We start from the raw sequence: 18,340 nt of genomic DNA on the forward strand, positions 1-18,340 counted from the left end.
GAAAGCACTCAAACGAGCCGCCCATGAGTCATTCCAAAAGCAGTGCCATAAGCTATCGCAACAAAATCACCTGCCGACGACAACGCCCGACAACCGTTGAAGGCCGGGATGTTGTGGAGGAAACGGAAAGTAACCGTGGCCGAGTGATTCAATCGGCCGCCATTCGCAGACTTCAGCAGAAAACCCAGGTTTATCCCCTCGAAACCAATGCCGCTGTGCGCAGCCGTTTGACACACTCTCTGGAGGTACAGCAAACCGGGCGGTTTATCTCCCGTTCTATTCTCAACGAATTTAAGGAAAATGGTCAGCTCAAATCACTGGGTTTGGAAGGTATAGAAACGGCGTTCACCAACCTTGTGGAAATGGCCTGCCTGATGCACGACGTGGGCAATCCACCTTTCGGCCATTTTGGTGAGGCCGCCATCAACGACTGGATGGAAAAACACGCCCGCCCCTGCTTTGAAAAGGCAGCAGGTTCTCAGGCTGCAACTCCGCTCTTTGAAGAGAAACTCTTACCCGACCTGCTCCACTTTGAAGGCAATGCCCAGGGCTTGCGCATCATTCACAGTCTGCAAAAGCTGAATCTCACCTGCTCGCAGATTGCCGCACTGGTGAAGTACACATGCCCTGCCTGGCAAACCGAAGCCGATAAGGGTTACACCTATCGCCACAAAAAGCCGGGGTGTTATTACAGTGAAGAGCCATTGCTGGAGATGATATGGCGGCATCTCGATATTGCTCCCGGCCACCGTTATCCGCTGGTGTACATTATGGAAGCGGCAGATGACATTGCTTACTGCATTGCGGATCTGGAGGACGCGGTAGACAAAGGCATTCTTGACCTTCGCCAACTTCAGGCATTGCTGCAGGAAGAGTGGGACAGTCAATGTCGAAGAGCGGGTGTAGGTGTAAGCCGTTATCTGCCCGGTATTGTGGAGCGGGCGCTGGATGAGAATGCCACCTCTCACCTGTTTATCACTCGCTTTCGTACCAAGCTCTCGAAAGATCTGGTGGATTACGCCACCAGGCGTTACTGCGAGCGCCATCAGGAGGTCTTCGACGGCAGCCTTGACGAGCCTCTGATTGATGGCGGCTCAGAACAACATCTCGCACTGCTAACCCTGAAATGGGTCGCTCGCCGCCACGTATTCAGCCAACCGGAAGTGGAAACCCCCGAACTGCGAGGCTACGCCGCCTTGATGGGCTTAATGGATATTTATCGTCCGCTGCTGGATATAAGCCGGGAAGAGTTTACCCATATCGTAAACGGCGAACCCAGCCGACACTTTATTGCCCAGCGCTTGTATCACCGCTTATCCGGCAAGCATAAAGAAGCTTACGAGGAAGCGGTTGAGGGACTGAGTGGCTCGCCAGATGACCAGCCAGCTTTGGAATGGTATTACCGCTGCCGGCTGGTGATTGATTATATGAGCGGGATGACAGATAACTTCGTGCTGGATGAGTATCAGTGTCTTTCGGCCATTTGAGTGTTTTGTCCCATAGTGGCCAAATGGTGCTTGATGCCTTCGGCAATCATTGCTTTTGCGGATTCATAGTTCAAGCTTTGCAGGTATTGTGAGCATTGATGCGAGCAATCGCATAATGCTTCATTCAGACAGCTTGCGATATGCTCTGCAAACCATTTGATCCCTCGCTCTGAAGTGCATTGGTTTGGATCGATATTTAGGCCATCAAAATCAAAGAAAAAGAGCCGTATAACGCCTTCTTCTGTTAAATGCAGATTGATACTGTCTCTTCTCATACTTATGTGCTCTTTTTCCAGAAGGGCCACTTCTTTGCAGACTGTGTCAATTAATGCCCGATAATCCTCGTCACTGCTGATGCTTTCTATTTTGGTAGCATGGCCTTTGATATTTACAGTTTGCCCAAGGAGTGATGAGTTTGAAGGCCCATTGAGCTCGAAGATCACACCACCTTGCTGTTGGAATGGCGTAGTTAAAATCCCAGGGGCCAGTGTGCTTCCATAGGGGACATTGACCAGTTCATACTGACAGCTTGAATCCAGTCCCAGGCGCCTGATGATTTTGCTGCTGGCCGGTTCTTTTATCATCCTCTCGTACTTAAAATATTCCGGCGCAGAAAGTGTGAGCAGTGCTTTGTCTGCATCTTTGAACCGGATAAGGTAACAAGATTTTGACCCTCCTTTACCTAACAACTTGAGGGTTCTGGTTCCGGGTATGCGGGGTTTCACTCTGGCTATTTTTTCTACCAGTTGAGGCTGGCTGGATAGAAGCTTCAGCGCATCCTCTTCTTTTATTCTTTGGAGCTGGTGTGAAGAAAATTTCAGTTGTTTAGCCGTATCTTGGTAATACCGTCTTACTCGACATACGGTGCGGCCGTTAGCCCGGCATTGGCTTCGTAAGTGGTAAGGAGGGCGGTGAAGTGTGACTTCTGCTCTATGTCTTGAGGAACGTGTAACCACATTTTACCTCTATGCTAAAGATGATAATGGGAATCTTCTCTTGCATAGACAGGTATCAGGAGGAGGTATTCGTGAGAAGCCTGTCAATCCAGATAGTACCTATAACAACGAGGATGGTTTTTCCTGTGTCTGCCCTTCGTGGTTCCTCGAGAGCTAAACCACACCTAAAAAACCTTACGCTGCGTAGCCCGGCGTCGCACCGGGCACGTCTTTTCTCCCAGGCCGTTTTTGACAAGTATAAAAAGGCCTGTGAAGAAGCTATTGAGGGACTGAGTAGTTTGTCGGATTACGCAGTAGCTACCTGGCGGCCACCTCGTCGTATGGCGGCCCAGGAAACCGTACCACAAATAATTGCGGCAATAGCAAAAGGGATCACCGTGTTATTAAAGAGATGGCCTACGTAGGTGCCAATCATCCATGCCACGACACCACTGAGCAGGTTGATCACAGACACGGCCATGCCTGCCATATGCCCTAAAGGCTGCATGGCTAACGAGTTGAGGTTGCCAAACAGGAAACTGTTGCAGGCGAAGACAACCAGCATGATGGCCATAAAGAGTGTCAGCGGCAGTTCGGTTCCGTAAAATTCACTGCTGAACAGCATCGCCAGGCTGGCCACGATCATGACAGTACTGGCAATGCGCACGAGCTTCTTCGGACCAAAACGCATAACAAGCCGCGCATTAACCTGGTTGGCAAGACCGTACATAAACGCCAGCATTGCGAAATAGAGGACGAATTTGTTCCCCACGTGGAAAACATCATGGAACATCTGTTGTGCTGAAAACAGGTAGCTGTAGTAAACACCGGTCACCATACCAATAGCCAGTGTATAGCTCAGTGTTTCTGTGTGTTTCCAGGTTTCCCGCATTCCTACAACCAGCCCTTTTAAACTGAACGGCCTTTTGTTTTGCTGTGCCAGAGTTTCCGGCTGACGCAGGCAGAACCATGCCAGAATCAGTGCGGATGCGATGACTTGCAGGAAGAAAATCATACGCCAGCCGCTCGTCTGCAGTGTTATCTGGCCAATCATAGGTGCCAGACAAGGCATCAATACAAACAGAGAGAGCACCAGGGATATCATGCGAGCCATTGCTGCGCCTTCGTACAGATCTCGTATCATACTGAGTACCAGAATACGAAGAGCCGCAACACCAAGTCCCTGCACCAGACGACCAGCCAGCATAACAGGCAGTGTGTCTGCCGTAGCGCAGATCAGGCCGCCAATAATGAAGAATCCACTGCCCAGAATGACCAGGGGTTTTCTTCCGACGTTATCTGACCATGGTCCGAAAATAATCTGACCAACGATAAAGCTGGCCATCAGCGCTGTGATAATCATTTGCTGGTTGTTTGTGCCGGTAATACCGAGATCAGAGCTGATTTCAGGGAGGGCCGGTAGCATCATGTCAATGCCCACAGCAATAAGGGCCATCATCAGTGCAGCCAGTAAGGCGAATTCCCGGTCACCCAGCCGGTTCGGAAGGCTGGATGACCCTTGGGAGGGAGCTTTGGTAGTCATAGTTCACTCTAGGGTGGTTAAATAATAAGGACAGCGATTCAATGCAAGGTTGTTCAGGTGGTGAAGCCCGATAAGACAAGGAAGCAGATCAGTGTCTTGCAGGTATTGCAGAATTGTAATGAACGTTATTAAAGTGTTTTGTCAGTAAATTGTCAATTTATTTTCTGTGGTTATTATTACGCATCGATCTGGGTGATCAGGAACCTGCTAACTTACTTAAATCTCGCCGGAGAATATTTTGATCATATGATCCATAAGTTCAGCATCCTTCAAAAGGCCATCGTGCTTTAAGCCCGGGAACGTTTTGTGGGTGACTCGGTGACTATCCCCAAAAGCCTGCTGAAGGTGGCTGGCCATTTCCTGACTGTAAACGGGTGAAATAACTCTGTCGTCTTCCCCATGAAGAATATGAACAGGCACTGTCGTTTGTTCCAGCTCTATTTGATTGTTCATGGGAAACTTGAGGAGAAAATCCACAAAAGGAATCGGAACATAGATGAACTTACGATAGATTTCCGTCAGCTTGCGAAAGGGAGCCAGCAGGGTGACATCGCGAATTTTATCCTTCCGTACACGAGCCAGATGGCTGGCTGCGCAGGAGCCGATAGAATATCCGACAACATGCACCGTTTCGTAACCATCCTCGCCATAAAGCTCCCGGCCTTTTGCCAGTATGGCATCGAAGGATTCCACGGTGTCACTGTAAAATTGATCCCGTTTGTCGGGATAGAGGTAATCCTTACCAGCCGTGCCTTCCTTTCGATAGGCACGATATTCTGCACAGAAAACATCATACCCATGGTTGTTCAGGTAGTTCCCCAGTCTGGTTGGCTCTTTGAGTGTTACCCCTTCCGGCAGATCGGGAATATCACTTTCTGTCATCCCCCTTTTTTTTGTCAGGCCGAAGTAGCCGCTGTTGGCAATATCATCAGATGAACCACGGGTAGGGTGAAACAGGACAATCAGTTTTTTTTGTGGCTGTGCAGAGAGAATAAGGTTGGCTGTCACACTCTGACCATCGTTAAAAGTGATTGTCATACGGTCTGTGTGCTGAGGAATAAACGTATGCTTCCACTTCCTTTTTATACCCTGAAAGATTTGCCGTGCTTCTAAACCTATGCCGGTGTTCACGCCCTGCATCCAGCTCCAGGACTGTATTTTTGCCAGGACAAACAGGCGGGCCAGTTGCAGAGGCAAATGAGCCCAGCCAGGGACGACAGGCTCCTCAACATGTTTTTCCAGATGCCTTATGCTACTGCGAAACGTTTCCGTAGCCTGCAGGGAAATATTGGGAAGTGGGTTCCGGTAACCGGGCACAATGCCCGACTCTCCGGCAACCAGCCAGATATTTAAATGACCTTTGGCGCTGAGAATTGACAACCCCGATCGCTTTTGGGCGCGAACGAGCAACTGGGAGGATTTAACAGTCAAAGGGTGCTTAACAGAGGTCATATCCGCCTGATAAAACCCGGCGATAGCTTCCAGAAGGGCAGGCGACAACGGATCAAAAATCTGCAGCGGCGTGGTGTTGCCATAGGCAGGGTAGTTACTGGCCAGTGTCGTCCACCAGCTGCCTCGTATAGTAGGCAGTGGAATCAGGTTTACATCATCGGAGCACTCGCTTTTGCAGGCTTGCGTAGACAGCTCCAGCGTCTCGCTGTTATTGGAGGGATAAAGATAAAGAGCCCGAATGCCGTTGTTCTGAACAATAGCGGCAAGATTGTTCAGGGCGCTGATGGGGGTTTGGGCGGTTGCTGGTACCAGTTTGTGCTCTTCCAGTAGCGGGATAATTATTGCCAGACGTGTATCGCCAAGCTCGGGGTGAGGGTGGCCTCTTTCAAGAAAAAGCGCGAGCCCCTGAGGGAGGTTGTCTCCCTCAAGGTTAATGGGTTTGGTGTTATAGGTTTGCCATTTGTGGAGCTCATGAAGCAGGTCTTTTTCCAGAACCCGGTAGGAGCTGTACAACAGAGAAGATGTGCGGAACAGGGATGACAGTTGTCCACCCCAGCTGGCATTTTGGGTGGCCAGTATCAGTGCACCATCTATGATGGCAGGAGCCCCCCGGGACAAGGCATCAGACAGTGAACGGGACGGTGAGAGCACCTGATCCCAGAGGAGAGTCAGCATTGGATAAGCCAGTCGGCGTATGGGCTCGCTGGGAATAGCCTGGTTGAGTTGCTGGGATAAAAATCCCAGGCTGAAATTTCCGGCAAACAGCAGGGCTCCGGGAATGACAAGCTGTTTTGCTACGCCGGTGATGAGCCTGTCTTTCGCCGGGAAAGGAAACCGTTTGATGTAACCCCTGCTTTTCAGTGCCTGTGGTGAAGCATTCAGCAGGCGTTGGGTTTGCTCGAGCTGCAGGCGCTCCTCTTTACAAGGACGCTCTTCATCCGGTGTGTCTGACTCTTGCGCAGAAACCAGTGCTATACCCGGCAGTAATACCAATAAACAGATAAAAACTGCCTGAATCACCCTTATACGGAGAATCCATGTTGCATCTTGAAGATAAACCACAGATGGCGTTACATTCCATTACTTTTCACGGGAAATAAACCTAGTTTTTTCTGGTGGCTTACGCCAGTTTTCATCTGTAAACCCTGTGGCTTCAGGAAGGAGGACGTGTGATTCACGGTAAAAAGATCGGCGTAGCGCTAGGGTCAGGATCAGCCAGAGGCTGGTCCCATATCGGCGTGTTGAAAGAGCTGCGGCAGCTGGGTATCGAACCGGATGTCTATGCAGGATGTTCCGTTGGCTCTTTAGTAGGAGCTGTGAGTGCCCTTGGTCACCTTGAAAACTTTGAACAGTGGGTGCGCTCCCTCAATCGCCGGGATGTGTGGGGGCTGGTGGATGTCAGTCTGGCTGGCGGACTGGTCCGGGGTGATAAACTGTTAAGTTTTTTTCGAGAGACGGGCATTGATACCCGCATTGAGGAGATGGAATGCCTGTATGGTGCAGTGGCTACCGACTTGGAGACCGGTCAGGAACACTGGCTGAGAACCGGTTCGGTGCTGGAAGCCGTAAGGGCGTCCTGTACATTCCCGGGGCTGTTCCGCCCGGTTTGTAAGGATGGTAGCTGGCTGCTGGATGGTGGCCTGGTGAATCCGGTTCCTGTTTCTCTCTGCCGTGCTCTTGGTGCGGATATTGTGATTGCAGTGGACCTGAACACGCAGTTGGTGGGACGTCATAGCAATAACCCTCCGGCAGACAAGGCTTCTGTTGATGGGGCGGGCGATGGCGAGTCTAACCCGTTTCAGCGGATTACATCATGGCTGGCCTCCGCCACCAGTAAGCAGGTCAGCCGTAACGAGTGCCATGAAGATAACCCCGGCATCATGGATGTGATGGCTGCGTCTATCAACATTATGCAGGATCGCATTACTCGCAGCCGTATGGCGGGAGATCCACCGGATGTGCTGTTATCGCCACGGGTCAGTGACATAGGTATGACGGACTTTGAGCGAGCACATGATGCTATTCGGGAAGGGCAGGCGGTTGTGGCCAATGCTCGCAGTCGTATTCTTGATATCAGTGGTTTACCCCTGGAAGTTATGCCATAAGCTGATCATATTGGAAGAGACTATATCTGGCGAATCCTAAGTTCGAAACTACACTAGCCGTCCCGTTAGTAAGAGTTGTTTCCGGACAGTATGACTGCAGGCGCTTTACAACAAAGACACTTGGCAACTTCTATGAAGGAGTGCAGGACAAAGCCTTTCTGGCTGAAAAATGTTCTGTCTGTTTCAGGCGTTGCTCTTTTGCTGCCACTGATTTTGTTCAGTACTTTTGGATGTGCGGTTGAAGAACCGGAAAGGCGGTTACAGACAGTAGCTCCGGACCCCTTACCGGTTGAGGAGCTGCTGGATTCGGAAAAATTCATTGAATGGACTGAATCCTTCCCTGAGCTCACTTCTATGAGAGAAGAGGCGGAGAAATACCGTATTAATCTTTTTGAAGTCGCTTACCCAGAGCTTCACCCACTCCCTCCCAGCTTTTTTCCTTATCAGACTATGCATGTCCTGCTTGTGGACTTTAAAGGACACCTGCAGGACTGGCTTACAGATTACGGGTACAAGGACCCTTATTTTTTGGAAGGAAGTAGTGAATTGAACTTGCCTGACGATGCGGATAAGGAGTTAATAACCTATCTGAGCGAACGTGATCCTCTTTTGCTGCCAGCTTTGGCACATATGATTCACCTGATAAACCAGCAAGCCCTTACTAAACAGCAGGAGGCACACCTCCGACTGTCGTTGGAATGGGTGAATAAACGCCTGCTTTCAAAATGGCTGACACCATTTGACTGGGAGAAGGAATACCAGAGTCTGGCTTCCGGATACAAGCAGCGAACAAAGCCAGCAATTCCCTTTCCTCGAGCCAATTCGTCAAAAAAACTGGAAGAAGAGGCAGATTTGTTACCCCATGATGATGCGGAGTTTGTGAAAAAGTTTTTATTTCTATCTGCTTACCCTGATCCTGATCCACCCAGTGAAGGGGGGGAGGAATTGGCTCTGAAAACACTCTATAGGGCGGAAGTGTGTTTACATAATGCAGATATGGACTTTGAATGTGTCAGCAGGGTTACGCTTGGGGATATGGGAGACTCAGATCTGGAAGAGGATCCATTGCTTGTTCCTCATATTAAGTTTGTCCTTAATGCTGCACTGCATCGGGATTTCCTCGATGACAGTGAAAGAACACTGGCTACGTATTGGTTGAGAACTTCGGAGATGCGTGCCGGTGGAAATATAAAATTGGGAATGAAACCAACATGGCGAAAGGATGTCAGGAATTTTTCCTTCTCTGAAGGCTCAGCAGAACAGGCTGCACTTTTAAAGAAGACCGCACTCAGGTCAACCACTGCTCTTAAAGACTTACAACAGAGAAAGGCCAGACACCAGCAACCGGAGACATTATTGACGTTTCCGAACGGGGAGAAAATAGTCAGTCCTTCTTCCCCAAAGGTACCCGCTTCTGATGAGGCTATTACTCCCGATCTCAAAGTCCAGCCGTCCAGAACACCAGTAAAAGTGGAACTTCCCAAGCCGTCGCATAATTTACTTGACTCAATTATGAGTGGTATGGACACCCTGAAGCCTTCTTCTAAGAAAGAAGAGGCGCTGGTTTCCCAGCCTCCATTGGCCGGTGCTGGATCTGTCTTTCAATCAACTGCGAGTCGGCCAGTTATAGCTGCGTTACCAACAATATCAGCGACAGATAACAGCCCCTATGAACTACCTCCAAAACTCAAACTGATAAAATCACTTCTACAACAACATGCAACGGGAAGGGGGCAGGATATTATTGCGGTGCAACGGTTTAGTTGGGAAAAACCGCCAGAAAGTTCTGATGCACTGTCGCTTGAATATCATGAGCGTCGAGGATGGTCACCGGGAGATAAAGCTCATTAGGGGTAACCAAGTTTTACAGTAATGGGTGGATTCCTTTCTACACTCTGTTCTCGGACGAATGTACCTGTTGTCCAATTACAATTAGCTGGGGGTAAGGCAAAAGCGTGAAAGTAATAAGAACGGCCTGTGCAATAAAAAGTGTCTGTGTAATCTTGTGCTGGCTGGGATTAATAGCTGGTGGATATGCCAGAGCCGATTATCCCGGAGTCTGGGAGCAGCAGTACGAGCTGGCTCAGTTAAAAGCCGAAGTACTGGGGCAGATTGATTATCTTACCCGCACTCTGGAGAAAAATGATAGCGGCAGTGAAGTGACACACTTAATGTCCCTGGCCTCCACAGCTGCTCTGAGCTTGTTAGATGGTTCACTATCAACCCTGCTTGCACGAATGATGAGCACTGTGATGGCCAGGGATTACAGCTTCTATAGCACCTCAGGCATGAGCAGTTTTTACACAGCTATGGCGATGACCCTGGCCTATGAGCTGGTTCGCATGACCAGCCATGGTCGTCATGTGGATATATACTCCCATATTCAGTACAGCATGGAGGCCATGGGCGCAGGGCAGCTATTTGGCTTGTTGACCTTTTCTGTGTCGAATGCAAACTGGCACCAGTTGAAACAGAATCATGGATCAAGTTGGTGGATGAAACGGCTCTCCCATGATCTGCCTGCCGATTCTGGTTTCTCTACAACAGAGCAGCTGCGCTATGACAGCGCGACCCATTATCTGGTTGCTCAGCTTATGGCCGGGGCGTTGTATTACTTTATTCGAGCCGGGGACTACGGCCTGAGAGTGCAGAAAAAACTGGTACTGGTGCATGAAGATCTGTCCAGAGCCAGGGAAGCTCTGGACAGAATCGAGAATGAACAACGGGGCGTTCTCAGATGGATTAGCCCTGCTGTTGATGAAGATGACTATGACTATGACTGGGATGTTAATCCAGAAACAGATCCGGAAACAGATTATCTGCATTCTCAGGATCACAGGCATAGGGAACAAAGTTCGTCATACCCCGTTCCCGAAGAAGATCTTCATCCAGAAGAACTTGACCTGTTAGAAGACGATCAGGCGTAACAAAAATCTCCCGGGCCGCATCCGCCATAATCTCCGGCTTGCGGCTCTTGGCGTTCAGGGATTTACCCCCAACACTGGCGAGTGCGGCTGTGGCAATAGTGGTGCGAGGCCACAGGGAATTTACCGCAATATTGTAGCGCTTAAACTCACTGGCCATGCCAAGAGTAAGAATGGTCATACCGTATTTGCTGAGGGTGTAGGCCGCATAAGGCTTAAGCCACTTTTCATTCAGATTCAATGGTGGTGAAAGATTAAGGATATGTCCGCCGCCTTCTGATTTTTTCAGATAAGGCAGTGCGGCCTGAGAGCAGACAAACACCGCACGGGAATTGATCTGATTCATCAGGTCATATTTTTTTACTGGCGTGGTCTCTACCGGTGTCAGGCTGATGGCACCGGCGTTATTTACCAGCACATCAATTCCACCAAAGTGGTCGGCGGCCTGTTTCATGGCTGCCTGAACCTGAGCCTCATCCCGCACATCCACTTTCAAGGCCAGTGCCTGGCCTCCTGCGTCTTCCACTTCTTTTGCCACACTGTGAATGGTACCTGACAACGTTGGGTGAGGTTCATCGGATTTGGCAGCGATAACAATATTCGCGCCTTCGCTGGCACACTTCAAGGCAATAGCTCGGCCAATACCCCGGCTGGCACCAGTAATAAAAATGATGCGTTTGTTGAGTGTTCGCTCATTCATAGTGAGAACTCCAGTTGCTGCTCAGAATCTGTTGAGATCTTGTTATCACTTTTAATAAACTGCAGAGCCTGATCCGTCAGCTGCTCGAGGTTGTAATCGCCGTCTTCCTGATACCAGTTGCTTGTCCAGTAAAGGGCGCCACCGAGAAATCGGCGCAGGATAAGAGGATCAATCGCCCGCCGGGTAATACCTGCCTCTGCTGCAGCCATTAACTCCTTTTGCCAGAGGCGCTCGTAGTCATGACGACGATCCAGCAATGATCCCTGACTCTCTTTCGACAAGGCGCGCCACTCAAATACCAGTACCGTCAGCGCGTTGCCTTTCTCCCCCAGAATGGCTTCCAGTTCACAGTGAATCATGGTGCGAATTCGCTGCTCTGGTGTTTTGGCCAGCCTGAGTGCATCAGCCATAGATGAGAGCAGGTTCTCTACACAATCGCTCATCACTGCCCGCAGAATTTCATCCTTGTTACGGAAGTGATGAAATATGCTGCCGGACAGGATGCCTACCTCATTAGCAATATCCCGAACTGTTGTGCGGTCATAGCCTTTTTTACGAAACAGCTTGGCTGCAGCTTCCAGTAACCGGCCTCGGGGGCTGTCGGGTTCTGTTATGGAAGATATCTTCATGCGGCCGCTTCATCCTTGGACACTGTTGCAAGAATCTGGCGCACTTTAACCTGATCGCCGGAGCTCACCGAAAGGCCCGAAAGCGTGCCATCACAGGCGGCTTTTAACGGATGCTCCATCTTCATGGCTTCCAGAACCACCACGGTTTGTCCTCGGCTGACAGCCTCTCCTTCAGCAACCAGCACATCTACAATCAAGCCGTCCATACTGGCCCGGATTTCTCCGGAACCCTCACCACTCTCTGCGTTGGCAGCGACATGGGTGTGATCCTGGAAGTGATAACAGCCGGTTGTCGTGTTCAGCCAGAGTCCGTGATGACTGAGGGTGTAGGTGAAACGCTGTCGTACACCAGCAACGGTGCACAAAACAGTGGTTTCATTCGCGCTATGAAGTGTAAAGCCTGCACTATCCTCTTCGGCCGATACCGTCCAGTTCCCGCCTTCGCCATTAATAAGTGTGAGTGCGGTTTTCTGGTCACCTGACCCAAGCCTGCATGCAAACCGGATCTGCCCATTGCTATTCCATGAATGGGAGCTCATCCCTTTGCGAAGAAGCAAAGTTGCTAAGCCCTGAATGGCCAGGGACGGTGCAACAGGCTGCAGGCTTTCCTCTTCACCAAACTGATTCAGGAAAGCGGTAGTGGAAAGTCCGGCCGCGAAATTTTCATGTTTAAGAATGGCTGCCAGCCAGTTTTTGTTGGTATGCACGCCGGTGAGTACGGAATCTTCCACCGCGCGAATTAAACGGCGGCGGGCTTCATCACGATCTTTGCCGTAAGCAATCACTTTCGCCAGCATCGGATCGTAGTGAGGCGTAACTTCCTGCCCTGTACGTATGCCATCATCGATACGCACGCCTTCACCAGAAGCGGGTTGCCAGCTCTGGATCAGGCCTGTCTGGGGCATAAAGCCTTCAGCCGGATCTTCTGCATAGAGGCGCACCTCCATGGCATGACCGGTGAGGACGATGTCATCCTGAGTCAGGGGCAGAGGCTTGCCTGCCGCCACATCCAGCTGCCAGGCCACCAGATCGGTGCCGGTAATCAGTTCAGTGACCGGATGCTCCACCTGTAGACGGGTGTTCATTTCCAGAAAGTAGAAACTACCATCAGTATCCAGCAGAAACTCTACGGTGCCTGCGCCCACATAGTTGCAGCTCTCAGCCGCAAGAACGGCCGCAGCACCCATACGCTTGCGAAGCTCCTCATCCACAGCAGGGGAAGGTGCTTCTTCAACAACCTTCTGATGACGACGCTGAATGGAGCAGTCCCGCTCACCCAGATATACGACATTACCATGTTGGTCAGCGAATACCTGAATCTCAACATGGCGAGGCTCAAGGATAGCGCGCTCCAGAATCAGCTCGCCACTGCCAAAGGCGCTGGTGGCCTCACTGCGGGCGCTTTTGATCTGTTCAGCGAGATCAGAATCATCGGTCACCAGTCGCATACCCCGGCCACCGCCACCGGCTGAGGCTTTCACCATCAACGGGAAACCAACATGCTGGGCCTCTTTCAGTAAGGTGTCGTCATCCTGTTTATCCCCTTGATACCCGGGAATGCAAGGTACACCCGCCGCTTCCATGGCAATCTTGGATTGACGTTTACTGCCCATCAGGGCAACGGCTTCTGGCGGAGGGCCAACCAGCGTCATACCAGCATCTTTGCAGGCAGTGGCAAAGTCTGCATTCTCAGAGAGAAAACCATAACCGGGATGAATGGCATCCGCCCCGGAGGTGTGTGCCGCCTGAATGATATTGCCGATGCGAAGGTAGGATTCACTCACCGGTGCAGGCCCAATGCAAACAGCCTGATCGGCAAGGTCGACATGGGGCGCATCGGCATCCGCCTCGCTATACACGGCTACTGTCCGATAACCCATGGCCTTGGCTGTGCGAATCACCCGGCAGGCAATTTCCCCACGGTTGGCAATCAATACTTTATGGAACTGGCTCATCCATCAGCCTCCGTTTCTGGCTCCGCCCAGGCGGGCAGGCGTTTCTGCATAAAGGCCATAGTACCTTCCTGACCCTCCGGCCCCTGGATTGCCGCAGAGAAATCCCGTGCTGCACCATCCAGCAACTCTTTCATGGGCTTTTCCTGAACAGAGAGCATCAACTTTTTGGTGACGGCATTAGCGCCAGGGGCGCAACGCTGTACTTTGGTGAGAATATCGACCAGAGCCGCATCCAATGCCTCCGTGGTGTCGTACACTTCATGACTGACTCCGAGAACAACCGATTCCTCTCCGTTAAACTTTTCACCCAGTAAGGCAAGGCGGCGGGCTTTAGTCAGGCCGATGCGCTTCACCACAAACGGAGCAATCTGTGCGGGGGGAATTCCCAAACCTGTTTCGGGCAGGGCAAAGCGAGCGTCTTTGTGCGCCAGAGCAATATCGGAGATACAGGCCAGACCAAAGCCGCCTCCCATCACCGTGCCCTCGAGCACGCAGATCACCACTTGCGGGAGTTGTTCAGCGGCTTCCAGCAGCTGACCAAACGTGCGGTTCAGCTCATAGAAGGGATCAGAGTCATCCTTGTTCAGGTTGGCTCTGGCAGCCGCCATGTCCTTGATATCGCCACCTGCACAAAAGTGCCCTCCAGAACCTCGCAACACAATGGCACGAATTTTAGGGTTGATGGACGCAGCATCAAAAACAGACAGCAACTCCTGCACCGTGGAAAGGCTAAGGGCGTTGCGCACTTCCGGGCGATTAAAGGTAATCACCAGAGCAGGCCCCTGGCGGGACAGCAACAGGGTTGAGCAATCAGGTAAAGACATAAGTCACTCTCCTGTTACTTGCGCTTGCCGGGCAGAATGCCCATGGTTTTGCAGATAATGCCGAGCATGATTTCGTCGGCACCGCCGCCAATAGAAGTGAGGCGCATATCCCGGTAAACACGGTTCACATCGTTTTCCATCATATAGCCCATGCCGCCCCAGAACTGCAGACAGGCATCGGTCACCTCACGGCTCAAACGGCCGGCTTTCAGTTTCGCCATGGATGCCAGCATCAGCACATCACCACCGCCGACATAGGTTTCGGTAGCCTGATAAATCAAGGCACGCAGGGCTTCCACTTCGGTCTGCAACTCTGCCAGACGGAAGTGGATGTACTGGTTATCAATCAAAGGCTGGCCAAAGGTGTGGCGCTCTTTACAGTAGGTGATGGTGTCGTTAATACACTGCTCCAGCCCTTTCACAGCCATGGCTGCACCGAACAGACGCTCCTCCTGAAACTGAACCATCTGCATCATAAAACCAGTGCCTTCTGCACCGATACGGTTACGCTGAGGAACCCGCACATCATCAAAGAACACCTGTGCAGTATCGGAAGAGCGCATACCCATTTTGTTCAGTTTGTCGGAGAAGGAAATTCCCGGCGTATCCATAGGCACAACAATCAGGGATTTATTCTTGTGAACCTTGTCGTCTGACGTGTTGGCCAGCAGGCACATAAAATCCGCCTGAGTGGAGGTTGTGATCCACATTTTGGTGCCGTTAATCACATAATCATCGCCGTCTTTTTTCGCAGTGGTTTTCAAAGCTGCGACATCGGAACCGGCACCCGGTTCACTCACCCCGATACACGCCACTTTCTCACCACGAATGGCGGGAGCCAGAAACTCTTCTTTCAGCTCATCACTGGCAAACTTGGCAAGCGCCGGTGTTGCCATATCGGTTTGCACACCAATGGCCAAAGCCACACCACCGGCACGGGCTGTTCCCAGCTCTTCAGCGAACGCCATCTGGTAGCTGTAATCCAAGCCGAGACCACCAAACTTCTCAGGCTTGTGAATACCCAGCAGACCAAGGTCACCCATTTTCTTGAACAGCTCGTGGGCGGGGAACTTCCCTTCACGTTCCCACTGCTCTGTGTATGGGTTCATTTCCATATCAATAAAGTTACGGACGGTGCGTTGCAGCTCTTTGTGTTCCTGGGTGAATTTCATGGTTTGTCTCCAAATTTTATTGTTATCGAATTCGCGTACTCGCAAAAAAGTGCTGGAGGGAGGAACTCATTTAAAAGCGACTAACACCAAAAGTCGTAGAATTCAGCTCACGAACCTCCGCCATACGACATATGTCCAGCAAATAAGCCAATATCCGCCGGGTATCCCGTGGATCAATCAAACCATCATCCAAAAGCCGGGCCGTGCAGGCCAAAGCCGACGAACCTTCCGCCATCTGTTTAACGGTTTTCTGTTCCAGAGCATCAATCATCTCAGCAGGCACCTGCTGACCAGAGCGAGCCATCTTCGCCTCAGCCACAATGCGCAACACCTTGCCTGCCTGAGCCGCGCCCATCACAGCGGTCGTACTGTTCGGCCAGGCAAACAGAAAGCGCGGGTCAAAGCCACGACCACTCATCGCATAGTTGCCCGCACCATAAGACCCTCCGATTACAATGCTGATACGGGGTACACGGGCATTCGCCACCGCCTGAATCAGTTTGGAACCATGTTTGATAATGCCGCTGCGCTCCACCTCAGTCCCCACCATAAAACCCGTGGTGTTGTGGAGAAATAAAAGGGGAATACCGCTTTGGTCCAGCGTTTGAATAAACTGTGCTGCCTTGGTGGCACCTTCCGGGGTAATCGGGCCATTGTTGCCAATCACACCGCAGGTCATGCCCTCAATGGAAAGATGACCGCAAATGGTTTGCTGATCGTACTCGCCCTTGAACTCAAGGAATTTTGAACCGTCGGCAATGCGGGCAATGATTTCCCGTACATCGTAAGGGGTTTTCAAATCCGCAGGCACAATGCCCAACAGCTCTTCGATATCGTAAAGTGGCTCTTCAAAAGGTTCAGAAGGCAGTGCAGGGAGCTTTTTCTCCCAAGGCAACATGGCCATGATTTCCCGTACAATGCGAATGGCATCATGGTCATCCTCCGCCAGATATTCACCGGTACCTGCCGCCTGACAGTGCATCTCAGCACCACCCAGTTCTTCATCGGTGGCAATCTCACCGGTGGCCGCTTTCAGCAAAGGGGGGCCAGCCAGATACATAGTCGCCTGCTTGCGTACCATGACCGTGTAATCCGACAAGCCGGGCTGATAAGCGCCCCCCGCCGTAGCACTGCCATGAACGACAGTGATCTGGGGAATCCCGGCAGCAGACATACGCGCCTGGTTGTAGAACGCACGGCCTCCGGGAGAGAAGGTTTCTGTCGCATGGTTCAAATCCGCCCCACCGCTCTGGGCTAAGGCGACCATGGGCAGTTTGTTTTCCAGAGCGATTTGCTGAAGGCGCAAACGCTTCTGCAAACCGATAGGGGTGATGGTGCCGCCTTTGATAGCGTAGTTATCCACCATCACAATACAGCGAATACCCGACACATAGCCAATACCGCACAGGGCACCCCCCCCTGCGGAGCTGCCGTCTCTGTCCCCATACATCTTGTATCCGGCAAGGGAGGACAGTTCCAGAAAAGGCTTGTCCGGGTCAATCAACAGTTCAAGGCGTTCACGGGGCAGAAGCTGTCCACGCTTTTCGTACTTGGCTTTCTTTTCCCAGGCCTTGTTTTCAATCAGCTTTTCAATATCCCGAAAACTGCGAATGTGCTGCTCCATTACCTCCCGGTTTTCCTGAAAGGTCTGGCTGCTGGTATCAATCAGAGATTCAATCACCGGCATGGTTTAATCCTCCTTGAGCACATCGGGCATAACGGCACGGTGGAAACCATCCCAGGCCGGGCTGTTTTCCACTTTTGCTTTGCGCAGAGGGAAGATATTGCTGCCCAGCGGTGCACCACCATCGACTTTTATTGTGTCGCCATTGATGAAGGAGGCGGCGTCACTCAACAAGAAAACAATAGCAGCGCTGACTTCCGCTTCTGTCGCCATACGCCCCAGGGGTACGCTGTTTTTCAGCTTCGGAATAATAGCCTTCATAACGCCTTCGTAGGTGTCCATGCCGCTGGATGCCACCCAGCCGGGAGCCACGGCGTTCACTCGCACACCATCCGGACCCCATTCATAGGCGGCGGTTTTGGTGAGGTTATCCATACCTGCCCGTGCTGCGCCGGAGTGGGCCATGCCGGGCATTCCGCCCCAGTTGTCGGCGGTGATATTGACGATATTGCCGCCATGTTTACGCATTGAAGCTTTGTACACTTCCCGGGCCATTAGAAAACCACCGGTGAGATTGGTGGCGACAACGGCATCGAAGCCTTTTTTGTTAATAGCTTCCATGGGGGAGGGGAATTGTCCGCCAGCGTTGTTTACCAGACCATGAACTTCGCCGAACTGTGTCACAATCTCAGCCACGGTAGCCTGCACAGCCTCTTCGTTACGGATATCCAGAGACCATGCACTGACAGTGCCGCCATCTTCGCTGATTTCCGCAATTACCTGATCCAGCTTTTCCTGCTTACGACCAATAATCACCACGTTGGCGCCCAGTGCTGCCAGCTCATGGGCTGTGCAGCGGCCGATACCGCTGCCGCCGCCGGTAACGATGATGGTTTTGTCTTTGAACGCATCATCTTTAAAGATGGATTTGTAGGACATTCGATACTCCGAAGTTTTTATTATTTTTTGGATTAGAGTTCCGGCGGAGAA

Annotated in this window: 13 protein-coding genes; 3 read left to right on the forward strand and 10 right to left on the reverse strand. The window is 51.4% G+C overall.

Annotation, left to right across the window (positions count from 1 at the left end; all coding sequences use genetic code 11):
- The first annotated feature begins 23 nt into the window (after positions 1-23).
- A complete protein-coding gene (gene dgt / locus E1189_RS20950; protein WP_155163121.1) occupies positions 24-1,487 on the forward strand; it encodes a dGTPase in 1,464 nt (487 codons plus the stop codon).
- Here dgt and E1189_RS20955 read toward each other — a convergent pair.
- The 3 genes from E1189_RS20955 to E1189_RS20965 form a co-directional block, all read right to left on the reverse strand.
- Positions 1,466-2,176 carry a hypothetical protein gene (locus tag E1189_RS20955; protein WP_196221548.1) on the reverse strand — a complete coding sequence of 237 codons (711 nt, stop codon included), beginning with the start codon at positions 2,174-2,176 and terminating at the stop codon, positions 1,466-1,468. The genes dgt and E1189_RS20955 overlap by 22 nt on opposite strands.
- Before the next feature lie 553 nt (positions 2,177-2,729).
- Positions 2,730-3,965: a multidrug effflux MFS transporter gene (locus E1189_RS20960; protein ID WP_155163123.1), complete on the reverse strand. Its 1,236-nt coding sequence runs from the start codon at positions 3,963-3,965 to the stop codon at positions 2,730-2,732.
- 216 nt (positions 3,966-4,181) lie between these two features.
- On the reverse strand, positions 4,182-6,479 hold the full coding sequence (locus tag E1189_RS20965; RefSeq protein WP_155163124.1) for an alpha/beta hydrolase: 2,298 nt from the start codon (positions 6,477-6,479) through the stop codon (positions 4,182-4,184).
- Positions 6,480-6,586: 107 nt separating this feature from the next.
- Between E1189_RS20965 and rssA the strand changes: the two genes are divergently transcribed.
- A complete protein-coding gene (rssA, locus tag E1189_RS20970) occupies positions 6,587-7,522 on the forward strand; it encodes a patatin-like phospholipase RssA (RefSeq protein ID WP_329602153.1) in 936 nt (311 codons plus the stop codon).
- A gap of 354 nt (positions 7,523-7,876) precedes the next feature.
- Positions 7,877-9,373 (forward strand): hypothetical protein, encoded by a 1,497-nt coding sequence (locus tag E1189_RS20975; protein ID WP_155163126.1) that lies wholly within the window; start codon positions 7,877-7,879, stop codon positions 9,371-9,373.
- A gap of 936 nt (positions 9,374-10,309) precedes the next feature.
- On the opposite strand, the gene E1189_RS20980 is transcribed toward E1189_RS20975, so the two are convergent.
- From E1189_RS20980 to E1189_RS21010, 7 genes are all read right to left on the reverse strand, one after another.
- Positions 10,310-11,146 carry an SDR family oxidoreductase gene (locus tag E1189_RS20980; RefSeq protein WP_155163127.1) on the reverse strand — a complete coding sequence of 279 codons (837 nt, stop codon included), beginning with the start codon at positions 11,144-11,146 and terminating at the stop codon, positions 10,310-10,312.
- Complete coding sequence (locus E1189_RS20985) at positions 11,143-11,775, reverse strand: TetR/AcrR family transcriptional regulator (RefSeq protein ID WP_155163128.1); 633 nt, start codon at positions 11,773-11,775, stop codon at positions 11,143-11,145. Before E1189_RS20985 ends, E1189_RS20980 begins: the two co-directional genes overlap by 4 nt.
- Entirely contained in the window at positions 11,772-13,730 is a 1,959-nt protein-coding gene (locus E1189_RS20990; protein WP_155163129.1) for an acetyl/propionyl/methylcrotonyl-CoA carboxylase subunit alpha, read from the reverse strand. The genes E1189_RS20985 and E1189_RS20990 overlap by 4 nt, the downstream gene beginning before the upstream one ends.
- Positions 13,727-14,554, reverse strand: a complete 828-nt coding sequence (locus tag E1189_RS20995; protein ID WP_155163130.1) for an enoyl-CoA hydratase/isomerase family protein — start codon at positions 14,552-14,554, stop codon at positions 13,727-13,729. Before E1189_RS20995 ends, E1189_RS20990 begins: the two co-directional genes overlap by 4 nt.
- A gap of 14 nt (positions 14,555-14,568) precedes the next feature.
- Positions 14,569-15,726 (reverse strand): acyl-CoA dehydrogenase family protein, encoded by a 1,158-nt coding sequence (locus E1189_RS21000; RefSeq protein WP_155163131.1) that lies wholly within the window; start codon positions 15,724-15,726, stop codon positions 14,569-14,571.
- Between the two features lie 70 nt (positions 15,727-15,796).
- Positions 15,797-17,413, reverse strand: a complete 1,617-nt coding sequence (locus E1189_RS21005) for an acyl-CoA carboxylase subunit beta (protein WP_155163132.1) — start codon at positions 17,411-17,413, stop codon at positions 15,797-15,799.
- A gap of 3 nt (positions 17,414-17,416) precedes the next feature.
- A complete protein-coding gene (locus E1189_RS21010) occupies positions 17,417-18,289 on the reverse strand; it encodes an SDR family oxidoreductase (protein WP_155163133.1) in 873 nt (290 codons plus the stop codon).
- Positions 18,290-18,340 lie beyond the last annotated feature (51 nt).

Source organism: Parendozoicomonas verongulae (genome assembly GCF_009711465.1).
GTDB classification, from domain to species: Bacteria; Pseudomonadota; Gammaproteobacteria; order Pseudomonadales; family Endozoicomonadaceae; genus Sansalvadorimonas; species Sansalvadorimonas verongulae.

Excerpts from the sequence above, each read along its gene's own strand:
- dgt (WP_155163121.1), top strand. The coding sequence starts at position 24 with ATGAGTCATTCCAAAAGCAGTGCCATAAGCTATCGCAACAAAATCACC.
- E1189_RS20960 (WP_155163123.1), bottom strand. The coding sequence starts at position 3,965 with ATGACTACCAAAGCTCCCTCCCAAGGGTCATCCAGCCTTCCGAACCGG.
- E1189_RS20975 (WP_155163126.1), top strand. The coding sequence starts at position 7,877 with ATGAGAGAAGAGGCGGAGAAATACCGTATTAATCTTTTTGAAGTCGCT.
- E1189_RS20980 (WP_155163127.1), bottom strand. The coding sequence starts at position 11,146 with ATGAATGAGCGAACACTCAACAAACGCATCATTTTTATTACTGGTGCC.
- E1189_RS20985 (WP_155163128.1), bottom strand. The coding sequence starts at position 11,775 with ATGAAGATATCTTCCATAACAGAACCCGACAGCCCCCGAGGCCGGTTA.
- E1189_RS20990 (WP_155163129.1), bottom strand. The coding sequence starts at position 13,730 with ATGAGCCAGTTCCATAAAGTATTGATTGCCAACCGTGGGGAAATTGCC.
- E1189_RS20995 (WP_155163130.1), bottom strand. The coding sequence starts at position 14,554 with ATGTCTTTACCTGATTGCTCAACCCTGTTGCTGTCCCGCCAGGGGCCT.
- E1189_RS21000 (WP_155163131.1), bottom strand. The coding sequence starts at position 15,726 with ATGAAATTCACCCAGGAACACAAAGAGCTGCAACGCACCGTCCGTAAC.
- E1189_RS21005 (WP_155163132.1), bottom strand. The coding sequence starts at position 17,413 with ATGCCGGTGATTGAATCTCTGATTGATACCAGCAGCCAGACCTTTCAG.
- E1189_RS21010 (WP_155163133.1), bottom strand. The coding sequence starts at position 18,289 with ATGTCCTACAAATCCATCTTTAAAGATGATGCGTTCAAAGACAAAACC.